This is a genomic window from Pseudomonas fakonensis (assembly GCF_019139895.1).
Taxonomy (GTDB): domain Bacteria; phylum Pseudomonadota; class Gammaproteobacteria; order Pseudomonadales; family Pseudomonadaceae; genus Aquipseudomonas; species Aquipseudomonas fakonensis.
Genome location: NZ_CP077076.1, coordinates 4,614,492 through 4,627,641, shown reverse-complemented (window position 1 = coordinate 4,627,641; position 13,150 = coordinate 4,614,492). Strand labels below are relative to the sequence as shown.

Here is a 13,150-nt window from a genome sequence, read left to right as displayed (position 1 = left end):
ACAAGGCCGCTCCAAGGGGGCGCGATCTCATGTAGGAGCGGCCTTGTGTCGCGAAAGGGCTGCAAAGCAGCCCAACAATCTCAAACAACTGTCACACCGGCTCCACACTCACCCACCAAGGCGTCAAGCGCTGCACCCGCACCGGCAACGCTGCCTGCAGCAGCGCCAGCGCCCGGTCGGTGTCATCCAGCGGGAAGGCCCCCATCACCGACAGCCCCGCCACCGACGGGTGCCAGCCCAGGTGGCCATGGCGATAACGGCCCAGCGTCTGCAGCAACTGCGCAAGCGGCATGGCCTCGGCGTTCAGGCGCCGGTCGATCCACGATTGCCCGGCACTTTGCGCAGGCCCGCCGGCCGTGATGGCCCGGGCATTGAAGTCCACCTGCTGGCCGGCCTGCACGATGCGTCGCTCGCCGCTCAGCGCGGTGCACACCTCCACCGCACCGGCATACACGTTCAGCCGCGTGCTGTCGCCCTGCTGGCACACGGCAAAACGGGTGCCCAGGGCCTGCATGCGCCCTTGGGCGGTGTCGACGAAAAACGGCCGGCGCGGGTCTTGAGCGGTTTCCACGAGGATCTCGCCAAAGCGCAGGTGCAGCACCCGGGCCAGTGCCGAGAAGTCCAGGTCGATGGCGCTCTGCGCCCCCAGCCACAGCTGGCTGCCGTCGGCCAGGCGGGTTTGCCGGGTTTCGCCGATGCCGGTGGCAAGGTCGGCAGTCCAGCCCGACAGCGGCGCGCCGCGCCAGGCCTGCCAGCCGACCAGCGCGCTGGCGCCCAGCACCAGCAGCGACTTGAGCCCGCTGCGGCGGCTGAAACTGCGAGCTTGCTGCTCGCGCAGTACCCGCCCTGCAGCAGCGCCTTCACCCTGCAACGGCGCGAAGCGTTGGCCGACCCGTTGCACATACAGCCAGGCGGCCTGGTGGTCGCCGTGCTGGTCCAGCCAGTGCTGCCACTGCTGGCGCAACTGTGGGGCAACCGGTTCGTCCTGCAGCTGCACGTACCAGTGTGCGGCCTGCTGCAGGCTTTCGTGGCGCAGTGTCTGGGCGGGCTGGGTCATGCCATCACTCCACCAGCACGCCGTCGAGTTCGGCTTCGAGGATGGCGCAGTGCAGGAAGGCCTGGGCCAGGTACTTCTTGATCATCCGTTCGCTGACACCAATGCGCGCGGCAATGTCGCGGTAGGCCAGGCCGTCGATCTGCGCCAGCAAAAACGCCTGGCGCACCTTGGCCGGCAGGCGCAACAGCATGGCGTCAACCTCGTGCAGGGTCTCGACAATGATCGCGCGCTGCTCGGGGGAGGGCTGCAGCGCTTCAGGCTGCAAGGCCAGTTGCTGCAACCAGGCCTGCTCCAGGCGCTGGCGGCGCCAGTGGTCGATGCACAGGCCGCGGGCGATGGTGGCCAGGTACGAGCGCTCGCCGCTGGCGCCGTCGAAGCTGCGCGGGCGCTGGATCAGCCGCACGAAGGTGTCCTGCACCAGGTCTGCTGCCTCGCAGCGGCAGCCCAGGCGGCGGTAGAGCACGCCCAGCAGCCAGCGGGAATGGCTGTGGTAGAGGGTGTGGAGCGAGGCATTCACTTCAGGTATCGAAACCACGGCGGCATCCGGCGCGAGCGCTGACGTTGTGCGAATGAGAAATGCTCGCAATAGTAGGGGTGTCCCGCCAATACTGCAATCGGCCTGAGACAACCTGCCGCCTTGCCTGCCGGGGCAGAATTTGTTTGTGCTGGCAATTCGGTTACAATCCGCCGCGAAACGATTCAGCTTGTCGGTCAATACGACAAAAGGCTGGGTCGTTTTCTGGTTCTCTGGCTGCTGAACAATGATCACAAAAAGCCTGCGCTGAAGAACATGGAACACCCGGGCCAGCCACAGGCCCTCACTCCGTTCTACAACACTGGAATCGATCAATGTTCAAGAAAGCTGGCAAGACCTTGCTGGGTCTGGCTGTTGCGGCGAGCTTCATGCACGCCCACGCCGAAGAAACCAAAAAAGTCGACGTACTGCTCGTCGGCGGCGGCATCATGAGTTCCACCCTGGCGGTCTGGCTGCACGAGCTGGAGCCAAGCTGGTCGATGGAAATGGTCGAGCGCCTGGACGGCGTCGCCGAAGAAAGCTCCAACGGCTGGAACAACGCCGGTACCGGCCACTCCGCGCTGGCCGAGCTGAACTACACCCCGGAAGACAAAGACGGCAACGTCAACATCTCCAAGGCCATCGAGATCAACGAGTCGTTCCAGATCTCCCGCCAGTTCTGGGCCTGGCAGGTTCGCCAGGGCGTGCTGAAGAACCCGCACTCGTTCATCAACACCACCCCGCACATGAGCTTCGTCTGGGGTGATGACAACATCAAGTTCCTCAAGAAGCGCTACGACGCCCTGCAGCAGAGCCCGCTGTTCCGCCCGATGCAGTTCTCCGAGGACCACGCGCAGATCGCCAAGTGGGTCCCGCTGATGATGGAAGGCCGTGACCCGAACCAGAAGCTCGCGGTCACCTGGACGCCAATCGGTACCGACGTCAACTTCGGCGAAATCACCCGCCAGTTCGTCGGCCACCTGAAGACCCAGCCGAACTTCGACCTGAAGCTGTCCAGCGAAGTGCAGGACATCACCCGCAACGAAGACGGCTCCTGGCACGTCGAGTACAAGAACCTGAAGGATGGCACCGCACACGCCACCGACGCCAAGTTCCTGTTCATCGGTGCCGGCGGCGGCGCGCTGAAGCTCTTGCAAAAATCGGGCATCCCGGAGGCCAAGGAATACGCCGGCTTCCCGGTGGGCGGTTCGTTCCTGGTCACCGAGAACCCGACCATTGCCATGCAGCACATGGCCAAGGCCTACGGCATCGCCTCCACTGGCGCGCCACCCATGTCGGTACCGCACCTGGACACCCGCGTGCTGGACGGCAAGCGCGTGATCCTGTTCGGGCCATTCGCCACCTTCTCGACCAAGTTCCTGAAGAACGGCTCGTACCTGGACCTGCTGAGCAGCACCACCATGCACAACGTCTGGCCGATGACCAAGGTGGGCATCGAGCAGTACCCGCTGGTGGAATACCTCGCCGGCCAGCTGATGCTGTCGGACGACGACCGCTTCGAAGCCCTGCGCACCTACTTCCCGAACGCCAAGAAGGAAGACTGGCGCCTGTGGCAAGCCGGCCAGCGCGTGCAGATCATCAAGCGTGATGCAGACAAAGGCGGCGTGCTGAAACTGGGCACCGAGGTCGTGGCCTCCCAGGACCGCACCATCGCCGGCCTGCTGGGCGCCTCGCCAGGTGCCTCGACTGCTGCGCCGATCATGCTCAACGTGCTGGAGACCGTGTTCAAGGAGAAGGTCGCTACCCCAGAGTGGCAGGCCAAGCTCAAGCAAATCGTCCCAAGCTACGGCACCAAGCTGAACGAGTCGGCTGCAGCCACCCAGAAAGAGTGGAACTACACCGCCGAAGTACTGCAGCTTGAGAAGCCGCCGGTGATCGACCAGAGCGTCGGCACCAGCGTGCAGCCAAGCGCACCGGTCGAAAGCAAGCCTGCCAACGACATGGCCCTGTAAGGCCACCCCGCTTGCCGGGCTTGCCCGGCAGCACCAGCCACGAGCGTCGCCACTGGCGACCTCGTGGCTTTTTTGTGGGCGCCTGATCGGGCCCTATTACAGGTTAGGCACGGGCCTGAAGGTTAGGCGATACCTGTGGGAGCGGCCTTGCGTCGCGATGGGCTGCGCAGCAGCCCCAAAATTTGCGCATCATGCAAAATTGCCGGGGCTGCCATGCAGCCCATCGCGACGCAAGGCCGCTCCCACATAATCCGCTGTATGCCTGGGAAACCTGTTTTGCATGCAGAAACGAAGCCCAACACCCGTTAGTCCCCACCCCGCAGCGACTGCAACCAGGCCGCCCTGAACGCCAACTGCTCATCGATACTGTCGACAATATCGCGGTCATCGAAGTCGAAGATGCTCACCTGGTCTTTGCGCAACGCGGGCAGCCCCAGTGTCGTCTCGTAGGCAATCGTCCCGCCCGACATTTGCGCGCTCATCCGCGAAGGCAGCACGTTGCGCTTGGCCCCCTTGCATAACCAGCGCACCCCAGGGGTGAGTGTGCGCAGTTGGCTGAGGCAGTGGAGCGTGTCCCTGCCTTCGACGCAGTAGCGCTCGCCGTCGATGCGGGTGGTCATGATGTGCGGGTAACAGCTGTAGTGAAGGGTGATATCCAGCGTCTGGTCGTCTTTGGCCACCTTGACGGTGACACTGTGAACTTCGGGCGGATTCAGCGTGTGCGGGCAGGGGCCCAGCAGCTTGTGAAAGGCGATGCCCTGGTGCACGAAGCTTTCGTAGGAACGCTCGCCGTCCCCGTAGTGAACGATCACGGTGTCGGCCGGCTGTTCGAGCAACGACGGGTTGGTCCGCTGGAGGTGTTCGATGAGCGTCGCCTCGTCGCTGAACCCGGCCAGCAGCTGATTCAACGCGTTCGACGGCGCGTGTACCTGCGCTTCGATCTTGTGGTCTTTCAGCCAGAATTCGCCGATGGCATCCGCCAGCGCGCAGTCCCGGCTGTCGTCACCTCTGACGAACACCTGCAGCTGTGCGGTGGTCCAACCGGTGCAGGCAACCCACACCTGTGCATCGCCCGAAAGGGTGGGGTGCATGGCCGGGTGGTCTTCGATGCTCATCAGTTGAGCCTCATGCCTGCGCCTGGCTCACGGACCCAGCTCTGCATCTGATACGCCATGCCTCTACTCCTTGGCTGTGGGTTTGTCATCGATGAAGGTGTGTGTGCGATCCTTCGCCACCTTGTGCGCTCAATGCTGGCGCAGAATGCACGCCAGCAACCCGGGGAAGCGCGCATCCAGAATATCGCTACGCAGCGAGTTCATGTGCGTGGTGCCAACGTTGCGGGTGAACACCAGCCCCGCCTCGCGCAGTACGCGAAAGTGGTGGGACATGCTCGATTTCGGCCGCCCGCCGTCCAGCTCGCCGCAGCTGGCTTCGGCCACGCCGGCCAGGTGGCGGACGATCTGCAGGCGCACCGGGTCGCTCAGGGCGTAGAGCAACCGTTCCAGGGTGAGGTGTTCGGGGGAGGGGTGGGTGTAGGTTCGCATGGGCAACATGATAACGGGGGTTTCATTAATTGCCATAGTTCGATTATGATCGAACAATCGTATGCAACCCTTCCCCTGGAGTTTCCCATGTCTGCATTGTTCCAGCCCTACACCCTCAAGGATGTGACCCTGCGCAACCGCATCGCCATTCCGCCGATGTGCCAGTACATGGCTGAGGACGGCATGATCAACGACTGGCACCATGTGCATCTGGCGGGCCTGGCCCGTGGCGGCGCTGGCCTGGTGGTGGTGGAAGCCACTGCAGTGGCGCCGGAAGGCCGCATTACCCCCGGCTGCGCCGGTATCTGGAGCGACGCCCATGCCCAGGCCTTCGTGCCGGTGGTACAGGCCATCAAGGCCGCGGGCTCCGTGCCGGGCATCCAGATCGCCCACGCCGGGCGCAAGGCCAGCGCCAACCGCCCGTGGGAAGGTGACGACCACATCGCGGCAGACGACGCCCGCGGCTGGCAGACCATCGCCCCGTCGGCCATCGCCTTTGGTGCGCACCTGCCGAAAGTGCCGCGCGAGATGACCCTGGCCGACATCGAGCGGGTCAAGCAGGACTTCGTCGATGGCGCCCGCCGTGCCCGTGATGCAGGCTTTGAGTGGATCGAGCTGCATTTTGCCCACGGCTACCTGGGCCAGAGCTTCTTCTCCGAGCATTCCAACCAGCGCACCGACGCCTATGGCGGCAGCTTTGACAACCGCAGCCGCTTCCTGCTGGAAACCCTGGCGGCCGTGCGTGAAGTGTGGCCGGAGCACCTGCCGCTGACCGCGCGTTTTGGCGTGCTGGAATACGACGGGCGCGACGAGCAGACCCTGGAAGAGTCCATCGAACTGGCACGCCGCTTCAAGGCCGGCGGCCTGGACCTGCTGAGCGTCAGCGTCGGTTTCACCATCCCTGACACCAACATCCCGTGGGGCCCGGCGTTCATGGGCCCGATCGCCGAGCGCGTGCGCCGCGAGGCCGAGCTGCCGGTGACCTCGGCGTGGGGCTTCGGTACCCCGCAACTGGCCGAAGGCGCGCTGCAGGCCAACCAGCTGGACTTAGTGTCGGTGGGCCGCGCCCACCTGGCCGACCCGCACTGGCCCTATGCTGCGGCCAAGGAGCTCGGGGTGGACAAGGCTTCGTGGACCTTGCCGGCGCCGTATGCGCATTGGCTTGAGCGTTATCGCTGAGGTTTGAAGGGGCTGCTGCGCAGCCCTTTCGCGGCACAAGGCCGCTCCTACAGGTGATCGCATAGGTCTAGCACCACGCGCTCTCCTGTAGGAGCGGCCTTGTGCCGCGAACAGGCCGCAAAGCGGCCTCTTGAATCAAAACCGATCCAACCGATAAGCCCCGGCGCAATCCCCCCCGCCAGCCAACCGCCCCACCCATTCCCCCGTCAGCGCCGCCTGGGTCAACCCCAGGTGCTGGTGCCCGAATGCCAGCAGCACGCGCCCGTCGGCCACCCGGTCGATCACCGGCAGCGAGTCCGGCAGCGAAGGCCGAAAGCCCATCCACGGCGTTGCCCCGTCGGCATTCAAATCCTGCTTGAACATCCCCTGGCTCAAGCGGTGCAACTGCCACGCCCGCTGCATGCTCGGCGGCGCGTCGAGCCCGGCGAACTCCACCGTGCCGGCCAGGCGCAGGCCGTCGGTCATGGGCGTCATGATGAACTTGCGCTCAAGCGAGGTGACCGCGAACGGCAACCGCCCGTGCTCGGCCGGCAGCATCAGGTGGTAACCGCGCTCGGTGTCCAATGGCACGGCCTTGCCGGTCAGTGCCTTGACCAGCGTTGCCGAATGCGCGCCGCACGCCACCAGCACCTGGCGCGCTCGCACCTGGCCCTGGCTGCTGGCAAGGCAGACGCCGTCACCCTGCAACCGGCCACCCGTTACCTCGCGGCTGGAAAACTGCACACCGGCCGCCAGTGCTGCCTCGAACAACGCGTTGACCACCCGGTACGGGTCGATGAAATGCCCGGTGCGCGGGAAGAACAGCCCACCCTGCAGCGCTTCGCTCAATTGCGGTGCGGCCTCACGCACCTGCTGTGCCGACCAGCCATCGACCGCTACGCCTTGCTGCTGCATGCGCCCGCACAGGGCCTGCAGTGCTACGCGTGACTCAGGCCGCTCGAACACCAGCAACGAGCCGTCTTCACGCAGCAGGTCGAGCCGCCCGATGCAGCCAAGCAAGCGCTGCCAGGCGCCCAGGCTGCCTTCGTTCAGTGCGCGGATGCCAGCCACGCTGCGCCCGAACGGCACCGGGCGCAGGTTGAGCAGCAGCCGGGTGAACCAGGGTAGGGCCCGCGGCAGGTACTTCCAGTCCAGGCGCAGCGGGCCCATGGGGTCCATCAGCATGCTCGGCAGGCGCTTGAGGATCGACAGGTCGGCAATCGGGAACACCTGCTCGGTGGCCAGGTGCCCGGCATTGCCCCACGAGGCGCCGTGGCCCGGTGCCTGGCGGTCGAGCAGCAGCACCCGCTTACCCTGGCGGGCCAGTTGCAGGGCACAGGCCACGCCGACGATGCCGGCGCCGACCACGGCGATATCGGTGTCGAAGTTGGCCATGGCTCAGGCTTCCCGCTGGCCGTCGAGCAGCCGCCGCAGGTGCAGCGGGTTGCCCTGTTGCAGGGCTTGCGGCAGCAACGCATCCGGGAAGCCCTGGTAACACACCGGGCGCAAGAAGCGCAGGATCGCCGCAGTGCCCACCGAGGTGCTGCGGGCATCGGAGGTGGCCGGGAACGGGCCGCCATGCACCATGGTGTCGCACACCTCCACGCCGGTCGGCCAGCCATTGACCAGAATGCGCCCGGCCTTGCGCTCCAGGGTCGGCAGCAGCGCCCGGGCGCTGGCGAGGTCGGCGTCGACCAGGTGCAGGGTGGCGGTCAGCTGGCCTTCCAGGTGCTCGGCAACCTCGCGGATTTGTTCATCGCTGTCGCAGGTCACCACCAGCGAGGCTGCGCCGAACACTTCGGCCTGCAGCGCCTCGTCGGCCAAAAAGGCGCGGGCCTCGGTGACGAACAACTGCGCCTGGCACTGGTTCGGCCCCTGGGCCGGTTGGCCGCTGGCAGCGGTTTGCGCGTTGCGGTTCTCGGCCAGTGCAGCCACGCCTGCTTCATAGGCACTGAAGATACCCGGGGTCAGCATGGTTTGCGCGACAGCCTGGCGCACATGCTCGCCGGCCTGCTCGACAAAGCGCTGCAACGCCGGCCCCTGGCGGGCGATCACCAGCCCCGGGTTGGTACAGAACTGCCCGGCACCTTGGGTGAGCGAGGCGACGAAGCCTTGGGCCAGTGCATCGGTATTGGCCTGCAGGGCATGCTCGAACAGGAACACCGGGTTGATCGAGGCCATTTCGGCATACACCGGGATCGGCTCCGGGCGCGCCTGGGCCGCGTGCAGCAGGGCCAGGCCACCGCTGCGCGAGCCGGTGAAGCCGACGGCCTTGATGCGCGGGTCGTTGACCAGCCCCAGGCCCACTTCACGGCCGCTGCCGTGCAGCAGCGAGAACACTCCTTCGGGCAACCCGCACTGTTTCACGGCCAGGGCCACGGCGTGGCCGACCAGCTCGCTGGTGCCGGGGTGGGCGCCGTGGGCCTTGACCACCACCGGGCAGCCGGCGGCCAGGGCCGAGACGGTGTCGCCGCCGGCTACCGAGAAGGCCAGGGGGAAGTTGCTGGCGCCGAACACCGCCACCGGGCCCAGGGCCACCTGGCGCTGGCGCAGGTCGGGGCGGGCCAAGGGCTGGCGCTCGGGCAGCGCCGGGTCGACGCGCACATCCAGCCATTCGCCGGCCCGCACCACCCGGGCGAAGGTGCGCAGTTGCATGCAGGTGCGCCCGCGCTCGCCCTGGATGCGCGCCGGCGGCAGGCCGGTTTCGGCGACGGCGCGGTGGATCAGTTCATCGCCCAGGGCTTCGATCTGCCCGGCGATGCTGTCGAGAAAGTGGGCGCGTTGTTCGAGCGAGGTTTCGCGGTAGGCATCGAACGCCGCCCAGGCCAGGGCGCAGGCCTGGGCCACGTGTTCGGCGCTGGCGCCGGGGTAGGCGGGTTCGAGCGGCTGGTGGGTGGCCGGGTCGATGGCGCGGATTGGCGCCTCGGTGCCGGGCACGGCGCGTTGGCCGATCAGCAGGTTGCCGGTGAGGGTCATGTAGCCTCCTTTGGAATCTGATTCTGCATCGGGGGGCGCTATGCGCCCCTTTCGCGACACAAGGCCGCTCCTACAGGTGGCACGCAGTCCTGTAGGAGCGGCCTTGTGTCGCGAAAGGGCTGCAAGGCAGCCCCAGGGGTCAGGCCAGGTTCTGCTCGGCCGACCAGTTGGCGTACCACTGGCGGAACAGCGCGTACTGCTGCTCGGCGTAGTTGCGCTGGGCGTCGGTGAGGGCGTCGGTGTCGTTGAAGTGCAGGCTGTACTCGGTGTCGCCGTTGAGCACCATCAGGTGCTTGTAGTACAGCACCAGGTCGCAACCCTCATCGAACGACGACAGCACCGCCAGTGCTGACTCAAGCTCGCGGGCCAGGCGGCGGGCGCGGGCATCGCCCTTGGCCGCCTGCTTGCTCAGGCTCACCAGTTGCAGCACTTCGCGCGGCAGGGCGTTGCCGATGCCGGTGATGGCGCCGGTGGCGTTGCAGTTGACGAAGCCGTGCACCACCTGGGTGTCCACGCCCACCATCAGGGTCACGTCGTCATCCTTGGAGGTGATGTGCTCGGCGGCGTAGCGCAGGTCGGCACCACCGCCGAACTCCTTGAAACCGATCAGGTTCGGGTGCTGGCTGCGCAGCTCGAAGAACAGGTCGGCGCGGGTGGCAAAGCCATAGTAGGGGCTGTTGTAGATCACCGCCGGCAGTTTGGGCGCTGCAGCCAGAATGGCTGAGAAGTGGTGCTTCTGGGCAATCAGCGAGGCGCCGCGGCTGAGCACGCGGGGGATCACCATCAGGCCGGCGGCGCCGACCTTGGCGGCGTGGGCGGCATGGGCCACCGCTTCGCGGGAGTTCACCGCGCCAGTGCCGACGATGGTCGGGATGCCTGCCGCCACCAGGCGTGCCACGCCTTCCTGGCGCTCGGCCTCGGTCAGCAGTGGCCAGTCGCCCATCGAGCCGCAGTACACCACCGCGCTCATGCCGGCCTCGATCAGTTCGCGGCCCTTGCGCACCAGGGCGTCGAAGTCCGGCTTGCGCTCGGCGGTGCAGGGGGTCATCAGGGCGGGCATGGTGCCGGTGAATATGTTGGTGTTCATGGTGTCACTCCTGGCAATGTTCAGTCGGAAAAAGCGGGGTCAGATGCCCCAGGCAAAAGGGTCTTGTTCGTCGATCAGCAGGGTGCTGTCGGCGGTCATGTAGGCGCGGCCGGTGATGAACGGGCGAATACGCTCGCCGATACGCTCGAAGCGGCCCTGGAACTGGCTGCCGGTGATGCTGGCCTGGGTCCACACCTGGCCTTCGCCGAGCTTGCCATCGGCGGCCAGGCACGCCAGCTTGGCGCTGGTGCCGGTGCCGCAGGGCGAGCGGTCGTAGGCCTTGCCCGGGCACATGACGAAGTTGCGGCTGTCGGCGTGCGGGTCGTCGGCGAACAGCTCGACGTGGTCGATCAGGCCGCCGTTTTCACCCGTGATGCCCTGGGCTTCGAGGGCCTTGAGCATGGCCCAGGTGTATTCGGTGAGGGCCTCGCGGTTGTCCAGTTCGATGCGCTGGCCGTGCTCGCTGACCAGAAAGAACCAGTTGCCGCCCCAGGCGATGTCGCCGTGCACCACGCCATGGCCCGGTACGTCCACCGCCACCTGCTGGCGGTAGCGGTAGGACGGCACATTGGCGACGGTGATGGCGCCGTCATCGTGCAGGGTGGCGCTGACCTGGCCGACCGGGGTGTCGATGCGGTGCTCGCCCGGGCCGATCAGGCCCAGGTGCTGGAGCGAGGCGACCAGGCCGATGGTGCCGTGGCCGCACATGTTCAGGTAGCCGGCGTTGTTGAAGAAGATCACCCCGCAGGTGGCCTCGGCCGACACCGGCGGGCAGTACAGCGCGCCCACCAGCACATCGTTGCCGCGTGGCTCCAGCAGGCAGGCACGGCGCCAGTGGTCGTGCAGCTCGCGCAGTTCGTCGCGTTGTTCGGCCATGGTCCGGCCGCTGAGGGCGGGGAAGCCCTTCATCACCAGGCGGGTGGGTTCGCCGCCGGTGTGTGAGTCGATGACGTGGATCTGTTTCATGGGCGTGTCCGTTGCGTTGTGGTGTTGCTCATCAGGCCTGCGCGGCCCCTGTAGGAGCCGGCTTGCCGGCGATAGGGCCATCAGCCCTCAAGAAGCCAGTGCGCCAGTGCGATGGCCGCCCAGTGCTTGTGTAGTGGCCTCGCTTTCATCCTCGCCATCCAGCCGCACCAGGTGCGCCGGCACGCCGGTGGCCGCGCCCCAGTAGTAGATGCCCAGGGCAGCAGCAGCCACCACCACGGTGTCGAACGGGTGGCCGATCACCCCCAGCCCGCCGAAGCTGCCCAACCACGACAGCAGAATGGTCATGGCGTAGAAGCCGATCAGCCAGGCCGATGAGCGCACCTGCTGGCCCAGCGACAGATGCTCGGTGGGCACGAAGCGGCGGCACAGCAGGTACAGCACGAACATCACGATCTGCAGGGCCAGCAGCCAGGACACGGTGTTCCAGCCCGACCAGTAGACGATCAGCGCGGCGATGATGAACGACAGCGGGCCGAGCACGCTCATGCCCTTGACCCGGAACGGGCGCGGCATGCCGGGGGCGTTGCGGCGCAGGGCGGCGACGCTGACCGGGGCCACCGCGTAGCTCAGTACCAGGGCGGCGGAAACCACGTTGATCAGCGCCTCCCACGACGGGAACGGCAGGGTCCAGAACACCGACAGGCCAAAGGTCAGCCACAGCGCCGGGCGCGGGATGCCGGACTGCTCGTCGATGCGGGTGAAGTACTTGAAGAAGGTGCCGGTCTGCGCCCAGCCGTAGATCACCCGCGGGGTGGCGTTCATGTAGATGTTGCCGCAGCCGCTGGGCGAGATCACCGCGTCCGCCACCACCAGGTAGGCCAGCCAGCCCACGCCCAGGGCCAGGGCGATGTCACGGTAGGGCAGCGCCAGCTCTTTGGAGATGCCGGCCCAGCCGTTGGCGATCATTTCGGTCGGCACGCTGCCGAGGAACGCCAGTTGCAGCAGGGCGTAGATGGCGGTGGACAGCAGCACCGACAGAATCAGAGCGATGGGGATGGTGCGTTGCGGGTTCTTCACCTCGCTGGCCACCGAGATGATCGGCGTCAGGCCCAGGTAGGCGAAGATGATACCGCCGGCCGACACTGCCATTTCAACGCCGGACAGGCCGAACGGGGCAAAGCCCTGCACCTCGAAGTTTTCCGGTTTGAAGAAGGTGAACAGCACACCGATCACCAGCAGCGGCACGATGAACTTGAACACGCTGACCAGGTTGTTGGCCTTGGCGAAGGTTTTCACGCTGCGGTAGTTGAGGAAGAAGAACAACCCCAGCAGGGCAAACTGCACCAGCCAGCCGAGCACCGTGGGGTCGCTGGAGCCGGCCTTGGTCAGCCCGGGGAACCAGGCAGCGGCGTATTGGCGCGAGGCGACCACCTCGATGGCGATCAGGCTGGAAAACGCGATCAGGGTGATGAACCCCATCAGGTAGCCCAGCAGCGGGCCGTGGGAGTACACCGGGTAGCGCACCACGCCACCGGCCCGCGGCAGGGCGGCGCCCAGTTCGCAGTAGACGATGCCCAGCAGCAACACGGCGAAGCCGCCGAGGAACCAGGAGAGAATGCCGGCCGGCCCGGCGATGGCCGAGACGTGGCTGGCGGCGAACAGCCAGCCGGAGCCGAAGATGGCACCGAGGCCGATGAAGGTGAGGTCCAGCAATGACAATTGCTTCTTGAATTTGCCTGACATGGGTGCGCCTTTTTGTAGGTTTTGGATAGGCAGGTCTGATGTCACGTTGCGGCTTGTTACGGCCGCGCTCTTGTAGGTATGGGGCGGCTTGCGTGGGGCATAGAGTGGACCGGTCGGGGGTATCGGTTCTTGATGGTTTTCTGCAAGGTGGATGACGAAATCGGCATAGTT

At 66.2% G+C, this 13,150-nt stretch carries 11 protein-coding genes; 2 read left to right on the top strand and 9 right to left on the bottom strand.

Annotation, left to right across the window (positions count from 1 at the left end):
* Positions 1-91 precede the first annotated feature (91 nt).
* Together KSS94_RS20325 and KSS94_RS20320 are read right to left on the bottom strand one after the other, a co-directional pair.
* Positions 92-1,057 carry a FecR domain-containing protein gene (locus KSS94_RS20325; protein ID WP_217839864.1) on the bottom strand — a complete coding sequence of 322 codons (966 nt, stop codon included), beginning with the start codon at positions 1,055-1,057 and terminating at the stop codon, positions 92-94.
* A 4-nt stretch (positions 1,058-1,061) separates the two neighbouring features.
* Positions 1,062-1,592 carry a sigma-70 family RNA polymerase sigma factor gene (locus KSS94_RS20320; protein ID WP_217839863.1) on the bottom strand — a complete coding sequence of 177 codons (531 nt, stop codon included), beginning with the start codon at positions 1,590-1,592 and terminating at the stop codon, positions 1,062-1,064.
* Positions 1,593-1,906: 314 nt separating this feature from the next.
* Between KSS94_RS20320 and mqo the strand changes: the two genes are divergently transcribed.
* On the top strand, positions 1,907-3,544 hold the full coding sequence (gene mqo, locus KSS94_RS20315; protein WP_217839862.1) for a malate dehydrogenase (quinone): 1,638 nt from the start codon (positions 1,907-1,909) through the stop codon (positions 3,542-3,544).
* 305 nt (positions 3,545-3,849) lie between these two features.
* On the opposite strand, the gene KSS94_RS20310 is transcribed toward mqo, so the two are convergent.
* Together KSS94_RS20310 and KSS94_RS20305 are read right to left on the bottom strand one after the other, a co-directional pair.
* Positions 3,850-4,659: a hypothetical protein gene (locus KSS94_RS20310; RefSeq protein ID WP_217839861.1), complete on the bottom strand. Its 810-nt coding sequence runs from the start codon at positions 4,657-4,659 to the stop codon at positions 3,850-3,852.
* A 129-nt stretch (positions 4,660-4,788) separates the two neighbouring features.
* Positions 4,789-5,124 (bottom strand): ArsR/SmtB family transcription factor, encoded by a 336-nt coding sequence (locus tag KSS94_RS20305; protein ID WP_217839860.1) that lies wholly within the window; start codon positions 5,122-5,124, stop codon positions 4,789-4,791.
* 51 nt (positions 5,125-5,175) lie between these two features.
* Here KSS94_RS20305 and xenA point away from each other — a divergent pair, with 51 nt between their 5' ends.
* Positions 5,176-6,267, top strand: a complete 1,092-nt coding sequence (xenA, locus tag KSS94_RS20300; RefSeq protein WP_217839859.1) for a xenobiotic reductase XenA — start codon at positions 5,176-5,178, stop codon at positions 6,265-6,267.
* 135 nt (positions 6,268-6,402) lie between these two features.
* Here xenA and KSS94_RS20295 read toward each other — a convergent pair whose 3' ends face one another.
* The 5 genes from KSS94_RS20295 to KSS94_RS20275 form a co-directional block, all read right to left on the bottom strand.
* On the bottom strand, positions 6,403-7,641 hold the full coding sequence (locus tag KSS94_RS20295; RefSeq protein ID WP_217839858.1) for an FAD-dependent oxidoreductase: 1,239 nt from the start codon (positions 7,639-7,641) through the stop codon (positions 6,403-6,405).
* Between the two features lie 3 nt (positions 7,642-7,644).
* Positions 7,645-9,222: an aldehyde dehydrogenase (NADP(+)) gene (locus KSS94_RS20290; RefSeq protein WP_217839857.1), complete on the bottom strand. Its 1,578-nt coding sequence runs from the start codon at positions 9,220-9,222 to the stop codon at positions 7,645-7,647.
* Positions 9,223-9,361: 139 nt separating this feature from the next.
* Entirely contained in the window at positions 9,362-10,309 is a 948-nt protein-coding gene (locus tag KSS94_RS20285) for a dihydrodipicolinate synthase family protein (protein ID WP_217839856.1), read from the bottom strand.
* Between the two features lie 39 nt (positions 10,310-10,348).
* Positions 10,349-11,275, bottom strand: coding sequence for a 4-hydroxyproline epimerase (locus KSS94_RS20280; protein ID WP_217839855.1), 927 nt, complete (start codon positions 11,273-11,275; stop codon positions 10,349-10,351).
* An 87-nt stretch (positions 11,276-11,362) separates the two neighbouring features.
* Positions 11,363-12,979, bottom strand: coding sequence for an APC family permease (locus KSS94_RS20275; protein ID WP_217839854.1), 1,617 nt, complete (start codon positions 12,977-12,979; stop codon positions 11,363-11,365).
* Between the last annotated feature and the right edge of the window lie 171 nt (positions 12,980-13,150).

Coding starts and splice junctions, on each gene's coding strand:
- KSS94_RS20325 (WP_217839864.1), bottom strand. CDS start 1,057: ATGACCCAGCCCGCCCAGACACTGCGCCACGAAAGCCTGCAGCAGGCC.
- mqo (WP_217839862.1), top strand. CDS start 1,907: ATGTTCAAGAAAGCTGGCAAGACCTTGCTGGGTCTGGCTGTTGCGGCG.
- KSS94_RS20310 (WP_217839861.1), bottom strand. CDS start 4,659: ATGAGCATCGAAGACCACCCGGCCATGCACCCCACCCTTTCGGGCGAT.
- KSS94_RS20305 (WP_217839860.1), bottom strand. CDS start 5,124: ATGGCAATTAATGAAACCCCCGTTATCATGTTGCCCATGCGAACCTAC.
- xenA (WP_217839859.1), top strand. CDS start 5,176: ATGTCTGCATTGTTCCAGCCCTACACCCTCAAGGATGTGACCCTGCGC.
- KSS94_RS20295 (WP_217839858.1), bottom strand. CDS start 7,641: ATGGCCAACTTCGACACCGATATCGCCGTGGTCGGCGCCGGCATCGTC.
- KSS94_RS20290 (WP_217839857.1), bottom strand. CDS start 9,222: ATGACCCTCACCGGCAACCTGCTGATCGGCCAACGCGCCGTGCCCGGC.
- KSS94_RS20285 (WP_217839856.1), bottom strand. CDS start 10,309: ATGAACACCAACATATTCACCGGCACCATGCCCGCCCTGATGACCCCC.
- KSS94_RS20280 (WP_217839855.1), bottom strand. CDS start 11,275: ATGAAACAGATCCACGTCATCGACTCACACACCGGCGGCGAACCCACC.
- KSS94_RS20275 (WP_217839854.1), bottom strand. CDS start 12,979: ATGTCAGGCAAATTCAAGAAGCAATTGTCATTGCTGGACCTCACCTTC.